Below are 16012 nucleotides of genomic sequence, written 5' to 3'. Positions count from 1 at the left end.
AGGATGCGAGGATGGTGGTGTGTCATCACCGCATCAGTCCGTGCCACCGGCTAAATCGTCCCACACCTCCGACGAAGGATCCGCCACGGGTGGGTCAGAAGCGAAGGTCATTCGGATTCCGCAGACGACCTACATCGGCGTGGTCGTTCTGTTCTTCTGCGTGTTCTTCTTCTTCGCGGGCTGGCCGATCGGTTTGTGGTGGCTACTCCTGATTCCGCTGGCCGCGGTGTTCTGGATCGAGCGGACGCACACCAAGGTCTCCGACGCGGGCCTGGACTTGCGGACCGTTTTCGGCAAGCGGCACATCGATTGGGATGAGCTGAAAGGCGTTTCGATCCCCAAGCGCGGGTACGTACGGGCGCACCTCACCGATGACTCCGAGGTGAAACTCCCCGCGGTCGGCTACGACCGGCTGCGCGCGCTGATCGATGCGTCCGAGGGCCGGATCCCGGATCTGTTCGCGGCGGCCGAGGAAGCCGAGCAGCAGGCCTACGAGGAGCGCAAGGCCGCCGAAAAGGCCGAGCAGACCGACGACACCGCCGACTAACCACGTCTCACATACTGAGATGCGAAATCTCGCGCTGGATGACAGGAAAATCACACCCGGCTACCGCGGAATACCGGTCGGCTCGAACTCGCTAGAGTGAAGGTAGCTTCGCGATCAGCGAGCTTCAGCCGAGCCGGTCCGGGCACTCCCCGATGACACCGCAGGCGCCTGCGACACCCTTCGCGGCGAGAAATCAGCGACACCAAAGCGGTCGGCCCACCGCGAACACCCGGTCACCCGGGAGTACCGTGGAACGGCCGTAGACCCGCTCTACGCAGTCGCACATCAGCCCCCCGCGACCATCGAGGATTCCGCTAATGCCACCGCTTCGCTCACGCACCACCACCATCGGCCGCAACGCCGCCGGCGCCCGCTCGCTCTGGCGCGCCACCGGTATGACCGACTCCGATTTCGGTAAGCCGATCATCGCGATCGCGAACTCCTACACCCAGTTCGTGCCCGGCCACGTGCACCTGAAGAACATGGGCGACATCGTGGCCGAGGCGGTGCGCGCCGCGGGCGGCGTGCCGCGTGAATTCCACACCATCGCGGTGGACGACGGCATCGCCATGGGTCACGGCGGCATGCTCTACTCGCTGCCCTCGCGCGAGATCATCGCCGACTCGGTCGAATACATGGCCAACGCGCACACCGCCGACGCGCTGGTGTGTATCTCCAACTGCGACAAGATCACCCCCGGCATGCTGAACGCCGCCATGCGGCTCAACATCCCCGCCGTGTTCGTCTCCGGCGGTCCGATGGAAGCCGGTAAGGCCGTCGTCGTCGGCGGTGTCGCGCAGGCGCCGACCGACCTGGTCGTCGCCATCTCGGCGAGCGCGAACCAGGCCGTCTCGGACGAGGGCCTGGACGAGGTCGAGCGCAGCGCCTGCCCGACCTGCGGTTCCTGTTCGGGCATGTTCACCGCGAACTCGATGAACTGCCTCACCGAGGCGCTGGGTCTGGCGCTGCCGGGCAACGGCTCCACGCTGGCCACCCATGCCGCGCGCCGGGCGCTGTTCGAGAAGGCGGGCACGGTGATCGTCGACATCGCCAACCGCTGGTACCGCGAGGACGATGCGTCGGTGCTGCCGCGAAATGTGGCCAACGCGAAGGCGTTCCGCAACGCGATGGCCCTGGACGTGGCGATGGGCGGATCCACCAACACGGTGCTGCACACCCTGGCCGCCGCGCAGGAGGGTGAGATCGACTTCGATCTGGAAACCATCGACGAGATCAGCCGCCGGGTGCCGTGCCTGTCCAAGGTGTCGCCGAACTCGGATTACCACATGGAGGACGTGCACCGCGCCGGTGGCATCCCCGCGCTGCTGGGCGAGCTGCGGCGCGCCGGGCTGCTGCACGAGGACGTGTCCACCGTGCATACCAAGAGCTTCGACGAGTGGCTCGACACCTGGGACATCCGCTCCGGCAAGGCTTCCGCGGAAGCGCTCGAGCTGTTCCACGCCGCCCCGGGCGGCGTGCGCACCGTCGAGCCGTTCTCCACCGAGAACCGCTGGTCCTCGCTGGACACCGACGCCGTGGGCGGCTGCATCCGCGACAAGGAGCACGCCTACACCGTCGAAGGCGGCCTGGTCGTGCTGCGCGGCAATATCGCCGTCGACGGCGCCATCCTCAAGACCGCGGGCATCGACGAGGAACTGTTCTCCTTCCAGGGTCCGGCCGTGGTGGTCGAATCCCAGGAGGAAGCGGTGTCGGCGATCCTCGCCAAGAAGATCAAGCCCGGCGACGTGATCGTGGTCCGCTACGAGGGCCCCAAGGGCGGGCCGGGCATGCAGGAAATGCTGCACCCCACCGCGTTCCTGAAGGGCTCGGGCCTCGGCAAGCTGTGCGCGCTGATCACCGACGGCCGCTTCTCCGGCGGCACCTCCGGTCTGTCGATCGGCCACATGTCCCCCGAGGCCGGCGCCGGCGGCGCGATCGGCCTGATCGAGGACGGCGACCAGATCCGCATCGACGTCGCCTCCCGGGCGCTCGAGGTGCTGGTCGACGACGCGGTGCTGGCCGAGCGGCGGGCGAAGATGGAAGCCTCCGAACGGCCCTGGCAGCCGGTCAACCGGGATCGTCCGGTCACCACAGCGTTGCGCGCCTACGCCGCGCTGGCCACCTCGGCCGACAAGGGCGCGGTCCGGTACGTCCCGTAACCGATAGCGGCACAGTCGAATACGCGAACGGCGTCCCCTCCGCGGAGGGGACGCCGTTCGCGTCGGTAAGGCTAGTCGAACGGGCCGATGCCGGTCAGCGGGTTGCCGCCGTGCAGGAACCAGTAGGTGAGAATCGCGACGGCGACCGCCAGCAGCAGGACCACGAAGGAACCCCAGGCCGGGCGCAGGGCCCAGCCGCGATTGCGGTCCAGGGACCAGCGGCCCGGGCCGGTGAGGATGATCGCGGCGGACGCGCCGACCAGGATGCTGTCCAATTCGACGCCGGTCTTCACCCCCGCGTTGTATTGGAAACCGGGAATCATGCCCTGCTTCCACAGCCAGGCGTTGATGATCACGGCGAGGACCGCGCCCGCCGCCAGCGGGGTGGCCAGACCGAGCACCAGCAGAATGCCGCCGAGCAGCTCACCGGTGGTGAGGAGAATGGCGGACACGGTGGCGTGATCCCAGCCGCCGCCCGTCATCATGTCGCGGGTGCCGTCCAGGCCCGGGCCGTGGAACCAGCCGGTCAGCTTTTGCAGGCCGTGATAGATGAAGGTGCCGCCGACGACCAGGCGCAGCAGGAACAAGCCGAAATCCAAGGTGCCGCGCCGGTTTTCGGCGGCGCGGCGGCGCAGCGCGGAGCTGGGCTCGCCGGGTGTGTTCGCGGCGGGCGGGATGCTGGCGTAGGAATAGGGCGTCGTCGTGGTGGTCTGCTCGCCCACCGTGGGGACGTCCGGCTCCAGACCCAGTTCCTCGTCGGTGCGGGGCACGTCCTTGCGCAGTTCGGGACCGCCGCCGACGCGCGGGAACTGCCCGGTCGGCGAATCGTACGGGCTGGTCACACCGCGACCGGTGGCGTTGGGGTCACCGGAGGTGTCCTTCGGCTTGTCGGTCACAACCGCACCTCGCTCCTGATCGGCTCCGCCGTCGCCGGTGGGGCTGCGTCCATGGTTAGCTCACGCTCACTCACGGCAACACCCTATGCCGCACGATCGTTCGGCGGGAGACTTAGCGGTACGGCGTGTCAATCCCGGCCTACCCTGTGCAGTGGTGCTACGCGCGCGAACCACCCTGCCAGTGCACCGGATTCGGCGCCCGCGACCGCCCCGATCGCCGCAACACGTACCCGGGAGCAGCGCCCGCGCCGGTATTTCCGTAACGTCACTACCATGAGTTTGGTTGTCGCGGGCCGCGTCGCCCTGAGTCTGGCGCTCGGCTCGGTCCTGCTGGTCGGTTGTGCGCGTTTCGACGATTCCGCCGCCAGCCCGTTCACACCCGAACCCACCTTCGCGCCCGCGAACCCCAAGGCGCCGAAGTCCACGCAGAAGCCGCCGCCGCGGCCGGAAGGACCGTGCATCGACCCGGATCCCGCGGTCATGAGCACCTGCCTGGACTCCACCGGCGGCATCGTGGGCCTCGGCGATACCGCGCTGGTCGCCGAGCGGCGCACCGGCCGGATCCTGAAGGTCGTGCCGGTGGGTGAGAGCGATCCGCAGGTCCCGCCGATCGAGATCGCCAAGCTGGACGTGGACGCCTCCGGCGACGGCGGCATCACCGATCTCGCGCTCTCCCCGACCTATCACGAGGACGGCCTGATCTACGCCTACATCACCACCGGCTCGGACAACCGGGTGGTGCGCATCGCCCAGGGCGGGCAGCCGAAGGTCATCGTGGCCGGAATCCCCAAGGGCGCCAACGGCAATCACGGCGCGCTGGAGTTCGTCTCCGATACCGAGCTACTGGTGCTGACCGGTGACGCCGGGAACCCGGGGCTGGCCTCGACGCCGTCGTCGCTGGCGGGCAAGGTGCTGCGGGTCAAGTCGCCCGCGCCGGACGCCAGTCCGGAGGTCGTGCTCTCGGGGCTCGGCATGGGCGGCGACCTGTGCTGGGACGGCGCGGACAGCACCTGGGTCACCGATCGCACCGCGACCGAGGATCGGTTGCAGCGGCTCGCCAAGGACGGGTCGGTCAGCGTCGGCTGGACCTGGCCTGATCATCCCGGCGTCGCGGGCTGCGCGGCCGGGCCGGAGATGGTGGCGATCGCGATGTCGGGCGGGAAGGCGCTCGCGATCGCGGAGGTCGATCCGAAGTCGCATGCGATCACCACGCAGCCCGCGCTCACCAATCAGGACAAGTACGGGCGGCTCGGTGGGGCGGCCGCGGCCAGCGACGGCGCGATCTGGGTGGCGACGGTCAACAACGACGACAATCACGGGCCGTTCGATGATCGCGTGGTGAAGATTCCGCCGCCGTCGGGTGGTGGCGGTACGCCGGACTAGACGCGAAAGGCGTCCCGCTGGGGAGCGGGACGCCTTTTCGCTGGTGTGCTCCCTGAGTCCCGGCCACAAGCACGGCGGGACGACCGGTGGCTGGGAGCCCGAAACAACGGGCTGGCCAGCAGCCGGGGCAGACAGGCTAGCTGACGCCGCAGGCTGCCAGGACGAGTTCGCGGACGCGGGCGGCGTCGGCTTGCCCGCGGGTGGCCTTCATGACGTCACCGACGATTTTGCCTGCGGCCTGGATCTTGCCGGAGCGGATCTTGTCGGCGATGTCGGGGTTCGCGGCGAGCGCCTTCTCCACCTCGGTTTGCAGGGCGGAATCGTCGCTGACCATGCCGAGCCCCTTGGCCTCGACGATCTGCGCCGGTTCGCCCTCGCCCGCGAGAACGAAATCGACGACCTGCTTGGCGACCTTGCTGTTGATGGTCTTCGCTTCGACCAGCTTGATCACCTCGGCCACCTGGGCGGGCGTGATGGGCAGTTCTGCCAGAGCCACCTCGCGTTCCTTGGCCGTGCCGGCCAGCGAGTTGCCCCACCAGGCGCGCGCGGCGTCGACCGAGGCGCCCGCGTCGACGGTGGCGACGATCAAATCGAGGGCGCCGACGTTGACCAGGTCACGGAAGACCTCGTCGGACAGGGCCCAGTCGGCTTGCAGACGCGCGCGCCGCAGCCACGGGTACTCGGGGATGGTGCCGCGCAGCGAGTCGACCCAGTCGGCATCGGGCGCAACGGGTTCCAGGTCCGGCTCGGGGAAGTAACGGTAGTCCTCGGAGGTTTCCTTCACCCGGCCCGGCGAGGTAGAACCGTCGGTCTCGTGGAAGTGACGGGTCTCCTGCAGGATGGTGCCGCCGTCGGCGAGCACCGCGGCCTGGCGGCGCATCTCGTAGCGCACCGCTACCTCGACCGACTTCAGCGAGTTCACGTTCTTGGTTTCGGTGCGGGTGCCGAATTCCTTGGCGCCCTTCGCCATCAGCGAGACGTTGGCGTCGCAGCGCAGCGAACCCTGCTCCATCTTCACGTCGGAGACATTGAGCGAACGCAGCACCTCACGCAGCGCGGTCACATACGCGCGAGCTACCTCGGGGGCGCGTTCGCCGGCGCCTTCGATCGGCTTGGTGACGATTTCGATCAGCGGCACGCCGGCGCGGTTGTAGTCCAGCAGCGAGTGGCTGGCGCCGTGGATGCGGCCGGTGGCGCCGCCGACGTGCAGCGACTTACCGGTGTCCTCCTCCATGTGCGCGCGCTCGATCTCGACGCGGAAGGTGGAGCCGTCGTCGAGCAGCACGTCGAGGTAGCCGTTGCCGCAGATCGGCTCGTCGTACTGGCTGATCTGGTAGTTCTTCGGCTGGTCCGGGTAGAAGTAGTTCTTGCGCGCGAACCGGCCCCACGGGGTGATGGAACAGTTCAGCGCGAGACCGATCCGGATGGCGGACTCGACGGCCTTCTCGTTCACCACCGGCAACGAACCCGGCAGGCCCAGGCACACCGGGCACACCTGGGTATTCGGGTCGGCGCCGAATTCGGTGGGGCAACCGCAGAACATCTTGGTCGCGGTGGACAGCTCGACGTGGACCTCCATGCCCAGCACCGGCTCGTAGCGGGCGATGACATCGGCATAATCCATCAACTCGACCGTGGCTGCACTCATGGCGACCATCCTATTCAAGGGGGTCCACGGCCATGACGCTGGATCCCGGCGTTCGGCGGGATGCTGTAGTGGCCCTCCGCCGGGATGACCGGGCCGGGTTACTTCGGCGGGAAGCGCTGGGTGAGCCAGTTGGTGATCGCGGTCAGCACGACGGGGTCGATCGTGGTCTCGATCGTGGTGTACTCGCTGATCTGCCCGGTCGGCGCGGGCTGCATGAGGTGGTTGAGATCCGGGAAGGTCTGCACCGTCGCGTCCGGATTACCGGCGAGGCGGTCGCGCATCGGCTGTTCGCTCTGGCTGGGCGGAACCTGCAAGTCCTTCGCGCCGAAGAAGGCGTAGACCGGGATGCGCAGCGCGGACAGGTCCGGGCCTGGGTCGTAGCCCAGGAACGAGCCCATGTACCGAGTGTTGACCGCGTCGATCGCCTCCTGAGATTGCCGCTGGTCGGCGGGCAGCGTCTCGTTGTGCCGCTGCTGCACCGCTTTCGCTCCGGCCAAGTCGCCGGTGCTGAGCAATCCCGACCATTCGGAGACGAACTGCACCTGCTTCTCGATCGCATCCGGCGATTCACCCGCCGCAGCGAGCAGGACGCGGTTCTGCTCGATCAGCACATCCCGGCCGGGTACCGACGGGCCCGCCATCAGGATGGTGAACGCGACGCCGCTGTCAGGCTTGGCCGCCACCCGCGGTGCGAGGTAGCCGCCTTCGCTGTGCCCGAGCAGGCCGACGCGCGCCTTGTCGATATCGGCACGCCCCCGCAGGAAGCTCACGCCTGCGGCCGCGTCCGCGGACAGATCCTCGTAATTCGCGTCGTCGAGTTTGCCGCCGGTGCCGCCGACGCCCCGGTCGTCGGTGCGCAGCACGGCATAACCCGCGCGGGTCAGCGTGTCGGCGAGCAGCAGAAAGGGCTTGTGCCCCATGAGTTCTTCGTTGCGATCCTGCGGCCCGCTGCCGGTGATCAGCAGCACCGCCGGGAACGGCCCGTTGCCCTGCGGCCTGGTCAGCGTGCCCGCGATGGTGAGCTCACCGTTGCGGTAACTCACGTCCTCGGACTGATACGGGAACGGCGGCTTCGGCTCCTGCGGCCGATTCAGCGGCGCGACCTTGCCGCGCTGTAGCGCCAGCGGAAACGACTGCCCCGACTGCGTGAAATCCCCGGTGATCTTGTCTGTTCCGGAGTCGTAGCGCCCCTTGAACTTCGGATCGCCCGGGATGTCGGCCATCGCCCACTCGACCCCGTCCCGCCCGGACTTCACGTCCTTCAGCGGCGCGCCCGAAATCCCTTGCAGCGGAATATCGACCGTACCGGTGCCATCCGCCTTGAACGTCACCCCAACCGGAAGCGGCTGCCCCGGAAGCTCGATCGCCCCCTGCCAATCCCCGACCGTCGGATCCGGCGGGCTCGACTCCTCCGAACACCCCGCCACCACCGCGGCAACAACGAACAGCACCAACGCCATCACTCGCCCGCTCCGCATGGGATCCACAGTACCGACGGGTTCAGGGGCGACGCGGCAGCCTGCTCTGTAGATCAGCGAATGCCACGGTGAGGGTGACCGGTTCCGTGAGAACCAGCGAGTCGGTGTGGTTGTGCCGAGTCACGTAACGACAGCCCGACCAGTCGAGACGGCACTCCTCGATTTCGGTGATCTGCTGCCAGTCCCTATCGAAGTGCACGATCAGGTAGACCGGGATGCCCTCGCTCGCATAGAGCTCCCGCTTGAGCCCGATGTCGCTGCCAATGGTCGAGGCCGACGTGACCTCCACGACAAGGAGGATCTCGCGCGCCACCGATCGCAAGTCATACGGCCCACCGGTACCATCCCGCATAATCAGGTCCGGGTGCCGGACTCGGACCCGCCGATCGGCCTCAGCCCGCTCGGCGTCGACCACGCGAATCGGCGTGTCCCAATACACCTCCCGGCGCGGTCCGTCCGGATCGACGGCGTATTCGAGCTCGGCCGCCAGCCTGCGGACCACGAGGCCATGCTGCGGCGATTGCCCACACGCCTGGATCAGAACGCCGTCATGGATCTCCCCGAACGCGTCGGGATGGCCTTCGAGAAATTCTTCGGCAGTCACGAGCCGCTCTTGCCCATTCGGTGGCGGCTCACTCATCGGCGTCCGTCGCGGGTGATGATCAGATCCGCACCCGCGTCGAGCGCTTCCAGGAGAACGGCACTGCTGGCGTGCAGCTCGGCTTGCTCGATCGTTCTGGCCACGAGCCGACATTAGAGCGATTCGCTATAGCCCGTGGCCGATTTCGCTGAGCACCTCAGCCGAAGAAGGCTTCTGCTTCGCGGTAGCGGTCCTGCGGGACGCGTTTGAGTTGTTTGGTGGCTTCGGAGAGGGGGACGAGGTCTATTTCGGTGCCGCGCAAGGCGACCATTTGGCCGAAGTGGCCGGCGTGGACGGCTTCGGCGGCGTGCAGGCCGAAGCGGGTGGCGAGGACACGGTCGTAGGGGGTGGGGCTGCCGCCGCGCTGGATGTGGCCCAGGACGGTGGTGCGGACTTCCTTGCCGATGCGGCGTTCGATCTCGGCGCCGAGTTGCTGGGCTACGCCGGTGAAGCGCTCGTGGCCGAATTCGTCGATGCCGCCCTGGCGCAGGGTGAAGCCGGAATCCGGAGCGGGGACCGAACCTTCGGCGACGACGCAGATGAAGTGCTTCTCGCCGCGCTGGAAGCGGCGCTTGATCATGGCGCAGACCTCGTCGATTTCGAACGGCACCTCGGGCACCAGGGTGAGGTGCGCGCCCGCGGCCATGCCGGCGTGCATGGCGATCCAGCCGGCGTGCCGGCCCATCACCTCGACCAGCATGACGCGCTGATGGGATTCGGCGGTGGTGTGCAGGCGGTCGATGGCGTCGGTGGCGATGCTCAACGCGGTGTCGTGGCCGAAAGTGACGTCGGTGCAATCGATGTCGTTGTCGATGGTCTTGGGCACGCCGACCACCGGCACGCCCTCGTCGGAGAGCCAGCTGGCCGCGGTCAGGGTGCCTTCGCCGCCGATCGGGATGAGCGCTTCGATGCCGTTGTCGTCGAGCGTGCGCTTGATCTGGCCGAGCCCGGCGCGCAGCACGTCGGGATTGGTGCGGGCGGTGCCGAGCATGGTGCCGCCCTTGGTGAGCAGCCGGTCGGTGCGGTCGTCGTTGGCGATGGTGATCTTGCGGTCCTCCAATAGACCGCGCCAGCCGTCTTGGAAGCCGACGATCGCGTCACCGTAGCGGCCGTTCGCGGTGCGAACGACCGCGCGGATCACCGCGTTCAGTCCTGGACAGTCTCCGCCTCCGGTCAAGACTCCGATGCGCATGGCCGCCATCATGCCACTCACGCCGCGCACTTACCTCCGGCAAGTTCGTCCAGGTGCTGGGTGAGCAGGGTCGCCATCTTGTTCATGGCGTTCATGCCGTCGTTGAAGGCGCCCGAATCCGGTTGCGCCGCAAAGGCGACCGCGAGTTGACCGCCCGCGGTGTCGATCACGCCGAACTGCCGGACGAGGTAGCCGCCGGAGGTGTCCGGGCCCCAACCCCCCTTGAATTCCGCGCCGGTGAACGTGCCCAGTCCCCAGCGGTGATTCGGGATGATCTGCGCCATCATGGTCAGCACGGTCGAGGATTGCGGCAGACACGGCAAATTGGACGCGAACCGAACCTGTTCGGCCAGCGACCATTCCGCCTGACCGAACGACGAATGCTCGGCGCGGGTGCGGGTCGGGGGCACGATGGTCTTGGTGTCGCCGCCCTCGCGCAGCACCGCTTCCACCGCTTTCGCCGCCTCCTGCGCACCGCCCAGGGCCTGCCACAGCGTGTCGGCGGCGGCGTTGTCGGACTGGGTGATCGCGGTGGTCGCGGTGTATCCGGCGTTGGACGAGCTGCGGCGCACGGCGGCCAGCGTCAACGGGACCTTCATGGTCGACCAGGCCGGTCCGGTGGACCAATCGCCGAAGGTGACCATCTTGCTGCCGCCGACCGGCATGACGGCCAGGCCGAGATGCCCGCGCCAGCTGCCCTGCAACTGCTGGAAACTGTGCGCCAGCGTGCCCGGCACGGCCATCTGCAGGTTCTGCTGCTCCGAACGCGCGGCCGCCTGGGTGATGGTGGTCGGCTCGGCCGCGGCGTCGTCACTCGGATTCTGCGCGCACGAGGTCAGCATGAGCAGCGCGAAAGCACTGCCGCCCAGCGCTTTTCGCAGACGACTAATAGACATAAACCACCGCGTTCTCACCGCCGCTGCAGGTCACCAGCTGACCCTGCGCGACGCAATTCATCGTGTACGTCCGGCCGGTGACCGGGCTGGTCGCCACCACCGAGCTGGGTGCCCGGGTAGCGGAGGCGGATTCGGCATAGGCCTTGCGCACGGCTTCGGCGAACTGGCAGCTGGTGACCTCGCTGCCGGTGGCCGCCCGGCCGAAAGTGCTCGTCGACGAACCCGTCGAGCAGGCCTTCGCGCCGTCGGGCAGTTTCACGGCGGTACCGCTGGTCGTCGTCGGGGACGCCGAACTCGATTGCGGCGCAGGCGTTCCCGGAGTCACGGGCCGCGGGGTCGCCGCGACGGAGCTGCCTTCGGCCGCGGTCTCGGCGACGGGCTGGGAATTACCGGCGCCGAACATCTGCCAGCCCACCGCGCCCACCACCGCCACCACGACGACGCTGATCACGCCGACCAGGATCGGCAGCACGATCGAACCGCGCGCGGACGGCCGCTGATACGGATCCTCGGGTTCCTCGGCATAGTCGTAACCGCCGCGCGGCGAGTAACGGTCGTCGTCGTAATCCGGCGCGGCCGCGGCGGCAGGTGGCCGGTACTCCGAATACGCCTGCGCGGCAGGGCGATACGGATCCTCGGGATGCCGCTGCGGCTCCTGGTACGGATCCGGCTCGGCGTACTCCGGGTAGCGCCGGGTTTCCGGCGCGTACTGCTCGTCGGGGAACTGCTCGTCATACGGCTCGACCGGATACGCCCGCGCCGCCGGTGTCAGATCCTGATCCCCGTTCCGCCCGCGCACGGTCGGATACGCCGCTTCCGAATATGCCTGCGGCTCGCGATAGCCCTCCGGCTGGGAATAGGTCCGCGTTTCCTCGAAATCCCGCGACTCGGAGTAACCCTGCGGCTCGGGATATGGCCGCTGTTCAGCGGAACCACGCGGCTCCGAGTAACTCTGTGGCTCCGAATACGCCTGCGGCTCATCGAAACCGCGAGACTCCGGATGGCTGTTGAACCCCTGGTTCCGCTCCGTCGCGAATCCTCGCGGCTCCGAGAAGTTCTCGGTCTCCGCGTAGGGCTGCTCTGCGAATCCTCGCGCTTGCGAACGGCCCTCGGTCTCCGCGTACGCCCGCTCCGCAAACCCTCGCGGTTCCGAATGGCCTTCGGATCCGGAGTACGCCTGCTGCCGCGACGGATCCTGCTGGCCCGAGCGGTTGTCCGGCTCGTCGTAACCCTGGGACTCCGGGTAGGACTGCGGTTCGGCGAAGCGCTCGGGTGCGTGGTAGCTCTCCGGCGGCGTGTACGGCTGGGGCTCGGAACCGTATGGCGCCTTGTACTTCTGCGTTACCGGCGCTTCCGGCTTCACCGCGGCGAACTGGCCGCTGGGGAACTGCTCGATCTCTTCGTATAGGTGCGCGTCCGGGAACGGGCGGATGGGTAGTGGGCCCGAGGAGTCGGGGGTGTCCTGGGGTAGCGGGGTGAAGTGGAAGTCGGTGAGGCTCACCTCGGATGCCGCGGGCGGCTGGATGACCGAGAACTCCCCTGTCGCTTCCGGGGGCACCACCGCGTTGCGGGTCGCCGTCGCGTCCGGGTTGCCGAAGCGGGACGGGTCGGGGGCGTGCACCACGAACTTGGGGGCGGGGGCGGCGGGCGCGCCCAGGGCGGCGCGGGCGGCCTGGGCGAACGCGGCGGCGGTCGGGTAGCGGTCGGCCGGGTCCTTGGCCATGCCGCGGGCGATCACGTCGTCCAGCGCGGGCGGTACGCCCGGGCGGGCCACGCTGGGCCGGGGCGGGGCCTCGGTCAGGTGCGAGCGGATCAGCACGCTCATGCTGGCTTGCGGGAACGGCGTTGCGCCGGTGAGGCATTCGTGCAGGACACAGGCCAGCGAGTAGATGTCGGCGCGGCCGGTGACCTGGCCGACGTCGAAGCGCTCGGGCGCCATGTACACATACGACCCGACGGCCATTCCGACCTGCGTGACCGCGGCGTCACCCTCGGTGTGCGCGATGCCGAAGTCGGCCAGGTAGGCGAAGTCCGCCTCGGTGACCAGGATGTTCGCCGGTTTCACATCGCGATGCACGAGCCCGTCGGCGTGCGCGGCGTCCAGCGCGGCGGCGATCTGCTCGATGATGGCGATCGCACGCTGCGGCTGCATCGGCCCCAGGCCGCGCAGCAGCGAACGCAGATCGGAGCCCGGCACCAGGCGCATGTCGATGAACAGGACGCCGTCGATCACGCCCCAGTCGTGGATCGGGATGATGTGCGGCTCGGCCAGGCGTGCCGCGGCTTGCGACTCGCGCCGGAAACGCACCTGGTACACCGGATCTTTAGCGAGCTCCTCGGGCAGCAGTTTGACCGCGACCACACGCTCCTTGACGGTGTCGTAGGCCTCGTAGACCTCGCCCATCCCGCCTTTGCCCAGCAACGCACGCAACTCGTACGGCCCGAATCGACTGCCGACCCTCCAGCCAGGTCCGTCCACGCCGTACAACCTCCACATCCCGGACGCCCGCCTGGACCCTGCGATCCTAGCCAAGCGGGGCATTCCGTCAAGGTGTGGATTCTCCTGGGGTGACCACCCCGTGGTCAAACGCAAAGACGATCGCCGCGGCCCGATCGCGCAGGTCGAGTTTGCCGAATATGTGTCCGACATGGCTTTTCACCGTTACTTCGGAGATGCCAAGGTCCCTGGCAATTTCTCCGTTCACCCGGCCCCGGGCGATCAGCTCGAGCACTTCGTACTCGCGCGCGGTCAATTCCGAGAGCCTGCTATTCGCTTTGGCTACCACCGGCCGGACCGTGCGGTAGGCCGACAGCACCCGGCCGGTGACCGACGGATCGAGCCAGGCCCCACCGCTCGCGACGGTGCGGACCGCGCGAATCAGATCCTCCGCGGGCGAGTCTTTCAAAATGAATCCAGCAGCTCCCGCGCGCAACGCGCCGGACAGTAATTGATCATCGTCGAAGGTCGTGAGCACAAGCACCGGCGGCGCACCGTCTTTGGCGCGCAGCAATCGCGTGGCATCGATGCCGCCGACCCGCTTCATCCGCAGATCCATCAGGACCACATCGGGTTGCTCGGCGGCTACCGCGGCGATCACCTCGTCGCCGTCGGCACACTCGGTGACCACGAATCCGTCACGGCGGCGCAGGATTCGGCGCAACCCGCCGCGCACCAGCTCCTGATCGTCGACCACCAGGACCGTCACCAGATCCTCGGCCGAGCCCACCGGCACGACGCCGTTCTGACCAACCACGCTCACGCACTCTCCTCCACCGTGGCCCGCGCGCCCGTCGCGCGCGGCGCCTCCCGTGCCACACCGTCACGCACCGTCGTCACCGCGAGCTGCATCAATTCCGGCAGCACGCAGTTGCGCTGCGCGGCAAGCGGAAACGCCGCCCGCACCGACCAGCCGTCGTCGTAGGGACCGGCGGCGATCGCGCCGCCGAGCAACTCGGCCCGCTGCCGCATGCCCGACAGGCCCATCCCGTTGCCCGGCTTCGACGGCAAGCCGGCGGGCAGTGTGTTGGCGACGAGCAGCGTCACCGTGTGCGCGTCCACGTCCACCTGAACGGTCGCGGTGCCGCCGGGCGCGTGCTTGACCACATTCGCCAGGGATTCCTGACCGATCCGATAGAGCGCGAGCCCGACCGCCGCCGACACCGCCGAGTGATCGCCGACGCCGGTGTAGCGAATATCCAGCCCGGCCCGCACGAAATCGCCTACCAGGGCATCGATATCGCCAATCCCCGGTTCCGGCATGGGTTTCGACGGCCGGCCGTCCAGCAGCCCGATGGTGCGCCGGATATCGGCCATGGCCTGCCGCCCGAGCCGCTCCGCATCGACCAGCGCCGCGACCGCGTCGTCGACGTCGCGGTCGGTCTCCAGCGCGTGCCGCGCCCCGGTCAGGTGCAGCAGCGTGATGCTCAGCGAGTGCGCGATGACATCGTGCACCTCGCGCGCGATCCGGCGGCGCTCCTCGTCGGCGGCCTGCATCGCCCGGATCTGCTGGCCCTCGCGCTCCTGATAGAGGAACTTCCGCTGGTAGCGCAGCATGACGCCGACCATCCAGCCGAGCGCGAGCCCGGCGGTGTACATCTGCAGGCCTTCCAGCCGGGTGTTCGGCCCGCTCCACAGCACCTTGTCCATCGCGTCGAAGGCGATCAGCTCGCAGAGCGCCACAACGGCATACACCGCGCTCCAGCGTTTGGCGACGATCGCGGCGACCTCGCCGACCGAGACGATCAACACGAACGGCGCGAAATCCGACTGGACCGGCTGCATCAGAAAGACCGCGGTACTGACCAGCCCCGAGGCTGCCAGCACAACTGGGTGCGGCGTCACGCTGAACAGGCAGAAGACCGGCATCGAGGCGAGCATCACCAGGACGGCGACCAGTGGCAGCACATTCGGGAAATAGCTGTGGCGCTGGACCGTCGCGATCACGCCGATCAGGCACATCGCCAGCCAGCCGCCGGTCATCAGGGCGGGCGGATAGTCGAACGGCAGCGTCTCGAGGTAGCGCCGGATCATGGCTCGCGGATTCCGCCACAGGTCCAGCAGGCGGTCCCGGATGCTCCCGAGGTCGCGCAGCGGGATCGCCGGTCCGGCGCTCCCCGCCGGCGGGATCTGGGTCACATCCATCCCGCCAGGTTAGCGGCCTGTGCCTGTCGCCACATCGTGCCGCGAAAGGTCGGCCTCTCCTACTCCGGTAGGAACCGAATTCGCTGCTCTGGCACGACGACAGCGCGTAGTGGTCTCCGTAGCGTCAGTTCCATCGAATCACGGAAGGCCAAGCCATGACTGACCATTTCGAGCGAACTGCGAGCAGTCGCTCCGCGTGGGAAGATCACCACACGCGAACCGAAATTGTGCACACCGTGCTCACCCGCGCGGCGCACGACCCGGCCAGTCCCGGTCTGTTCTCGGGGATCCCGGAACTGGACCGGTTGTTCGGCGGACCCGCGGGGTTGCTGCAAGCGCTGTACTACCGCTGGAAGATTCACCTCGAAGTAAAGCTGGAGCTGGCGATGAGCCGGGGCCAGTCCGCTGTCGAGGCCTATCTCGAGCTTGCCGCTGAGCAGCCCGCGCTGCGGGCCGTGCTCGATGCCCACACCCCGCGCCGGCCGGCGATCGAAGCCCTGGCGCGCTGACCACCGAGAAGAAAGATGGGGG

The 16012-nt window shown here is 68.2% G+C and carries 13 protein-coding genes; 4 read left to right on the top strand and 9 right to left on the bottom strand.

Annotation, left to right across the window (positions count from 1 at the left end; translation table 11 throughout):
* Positions 1-19 precede the first annotated feature (19 nt).
* Positions 20-547, top strand: a complete 528-nt coding sequence (locus tag AB0M14_RS10715) for a PH domain-containing protein (protein ID WP_364992070.1) — start codon at positions 20-22, stop codon at positions 545-547.
* Between the two features lie 317 nt (positions 548-864).
* Entirely contained in the window at positions 865-2706 is a 1842-nt protein-coding gene (ilvD, locus tag AB0M14_RS10710) for a dihydroxy-acid dehydratase (RefSeq protein WP_364992068.1), read from the top strand.
* Between the two features lie 71 nt (positions 2707-2777).
* On the opposite strand, the gene AB0M14_RS10705 is transcribed toward ilvD, so the two are convergent.
* On the bottom strand, positions 2778-3602 hold the full coding sequence (locus tag AB0M14_RS10705) for a DoxX family protein (RefSeq protein ID WP_364992065.1): 825 nt from the start codon (positions 3600-3602) through the stop codon (positions 2778-2780).
* Between the two features lie 273 nt (positions 3603-3875).
* Between AB0M14_RS10705 and AB0M14_RS10700 the strand changes: the two genes are divergently transcribed.
* Positions 3876-4985, top strand: coding sequence for a PQQ-dependent sugar dehydrogenase (locus tag AB0M14_RS10700; RefSeq protein ID WP_364992063.1), 1110 nt, complete (start codon positions 3876-3878; stop codon positions 4983-4985).
* A gap of 136 nt (positions 4986-5121) precedes the next feature.
* Here AB0M14_RS10700 and gatB read toward each other — a convergent pair whose 3' ends face one another.
* The 8 genes from gatB to AB0M14_RS10660 form a co-directional block, all read right to left on the bottom strand.
* Complete coding sequence (gene gatB, locus AB0M14_RS10695; protein WP_364992060.1) at positions 5122-6633, bottom strand: Asp-tRNA(Asn)/Glu-tRNA(Gln) amidotransferase subunit GatB; 1512 nt, start codon at positions 6631-6633, stop codon at positions 5122-5124.
* 98 nt (positions 6634-6731) lie between these two features.
* Positions 6732-8111, bottom strand: a complete 1380-nt coding sequence (locus AB0M14_RS10690; protein WP_364992057.1) for an alpha/beta fold hydrolase — start codon at positions 8109-8111, stop codon at positions 6732-6734.
* A 22-nt stretch (positions 8112-8133) separates the two neighbouring features.
* A complete protein-coding gene (locus AB0M14_RS10685; RefSeq protein ID WP_364992054.1) occupies positions 8134-8751 on the bottom strand; it encodes a Uma2 family endonuclease in 618 nt (205 codons plus the stop codon).
* Positions 8752-8908: 157 nt separating this feature from the next.
* A complete protein-coding gene (locus tag AB0M14_RS10680; protein ID WP_364992052.1) occupies positions 8909-9943 on the bottom strand; it encodes an ATP-dependent 6-phosphofructokinase in 1035 nt (344 codons plus the stop codon).
* Positions 9944-9960: 17 nt separating this feature from the next.
* Positions 9961-10839: a hypothetical protein gene (locus AB0M14_RS10675; protein ID WP_364992050.1), complete on the bottom strand. Its 879-nt coding sequence runs from the start codon at positions 10837-10839 to the stop codon at positions 9961-9963.
* Positions 10829-13318, bottom strand: a complete 2490-nt coding sequence (locus AB0M14_RS10670; protein WP_364992047.1) for a protein kinase — start codon at positions 13316-13318, stop codon at positions 10829-10831. Before AB0M14_RS10670 ends, AB0M14_RS10675 begins: the two co-directional genes overlap by 11 nt.
* A 67-nt stretch (positions 13319-13385) precedes the next feature.
* Positions 13386-14099: a response regulator transcription factor gene (locus AB0M14_RS10665; RefSeq protein ID WP_364992045.1), complete on the bottom strand. Its 714-nt coding sequence runs from the start codon at positions 14097-14099 to the stop codon at positions 13386-13388.
* The gene (locus AB0M14_RS10660) at positions 14096-15481 is read right to left on the bottom strand and encodes a histidine kinase (protein ID WP_364992043.1); all 1386 of its coding nucleotides are present in this window, start codon (positions 15479-15481) and stop codon (positions 14096-14098) included. Before AB0M14_RS10660 ends, AB0M14_RS10665 begins: the two co-directional genes overlap by 4 nt.
* A 236-nt stretch (positions 15482-15717) precedes the next feature.
* On the opposite strand from AB0M14_RS10660, the gene AB0M14_RS10655 reads away from it, so the two are divergent.
* Entirely contained in the window at positions 15718-15990 is a 273-nt protein-coding gene (locus AB0M14_RS10655; protein WP_364992041.1) for a hypothetical protein, read from the top strand.
* Positions 15991-16012 lie beyond the last annotated feature (22 nt).

This window comes from Nocardia sp. NPDC051832, from assembly GCF_040681285.1.
Lineage (GTDB): Bacteria > Actinomycetota > Actinomycetes > Mycobacteriales > Mycobacteriaceae > Nocardia.
This window is presented reverse-complemented; position numbering and strand designations above follow the sequence as displayed.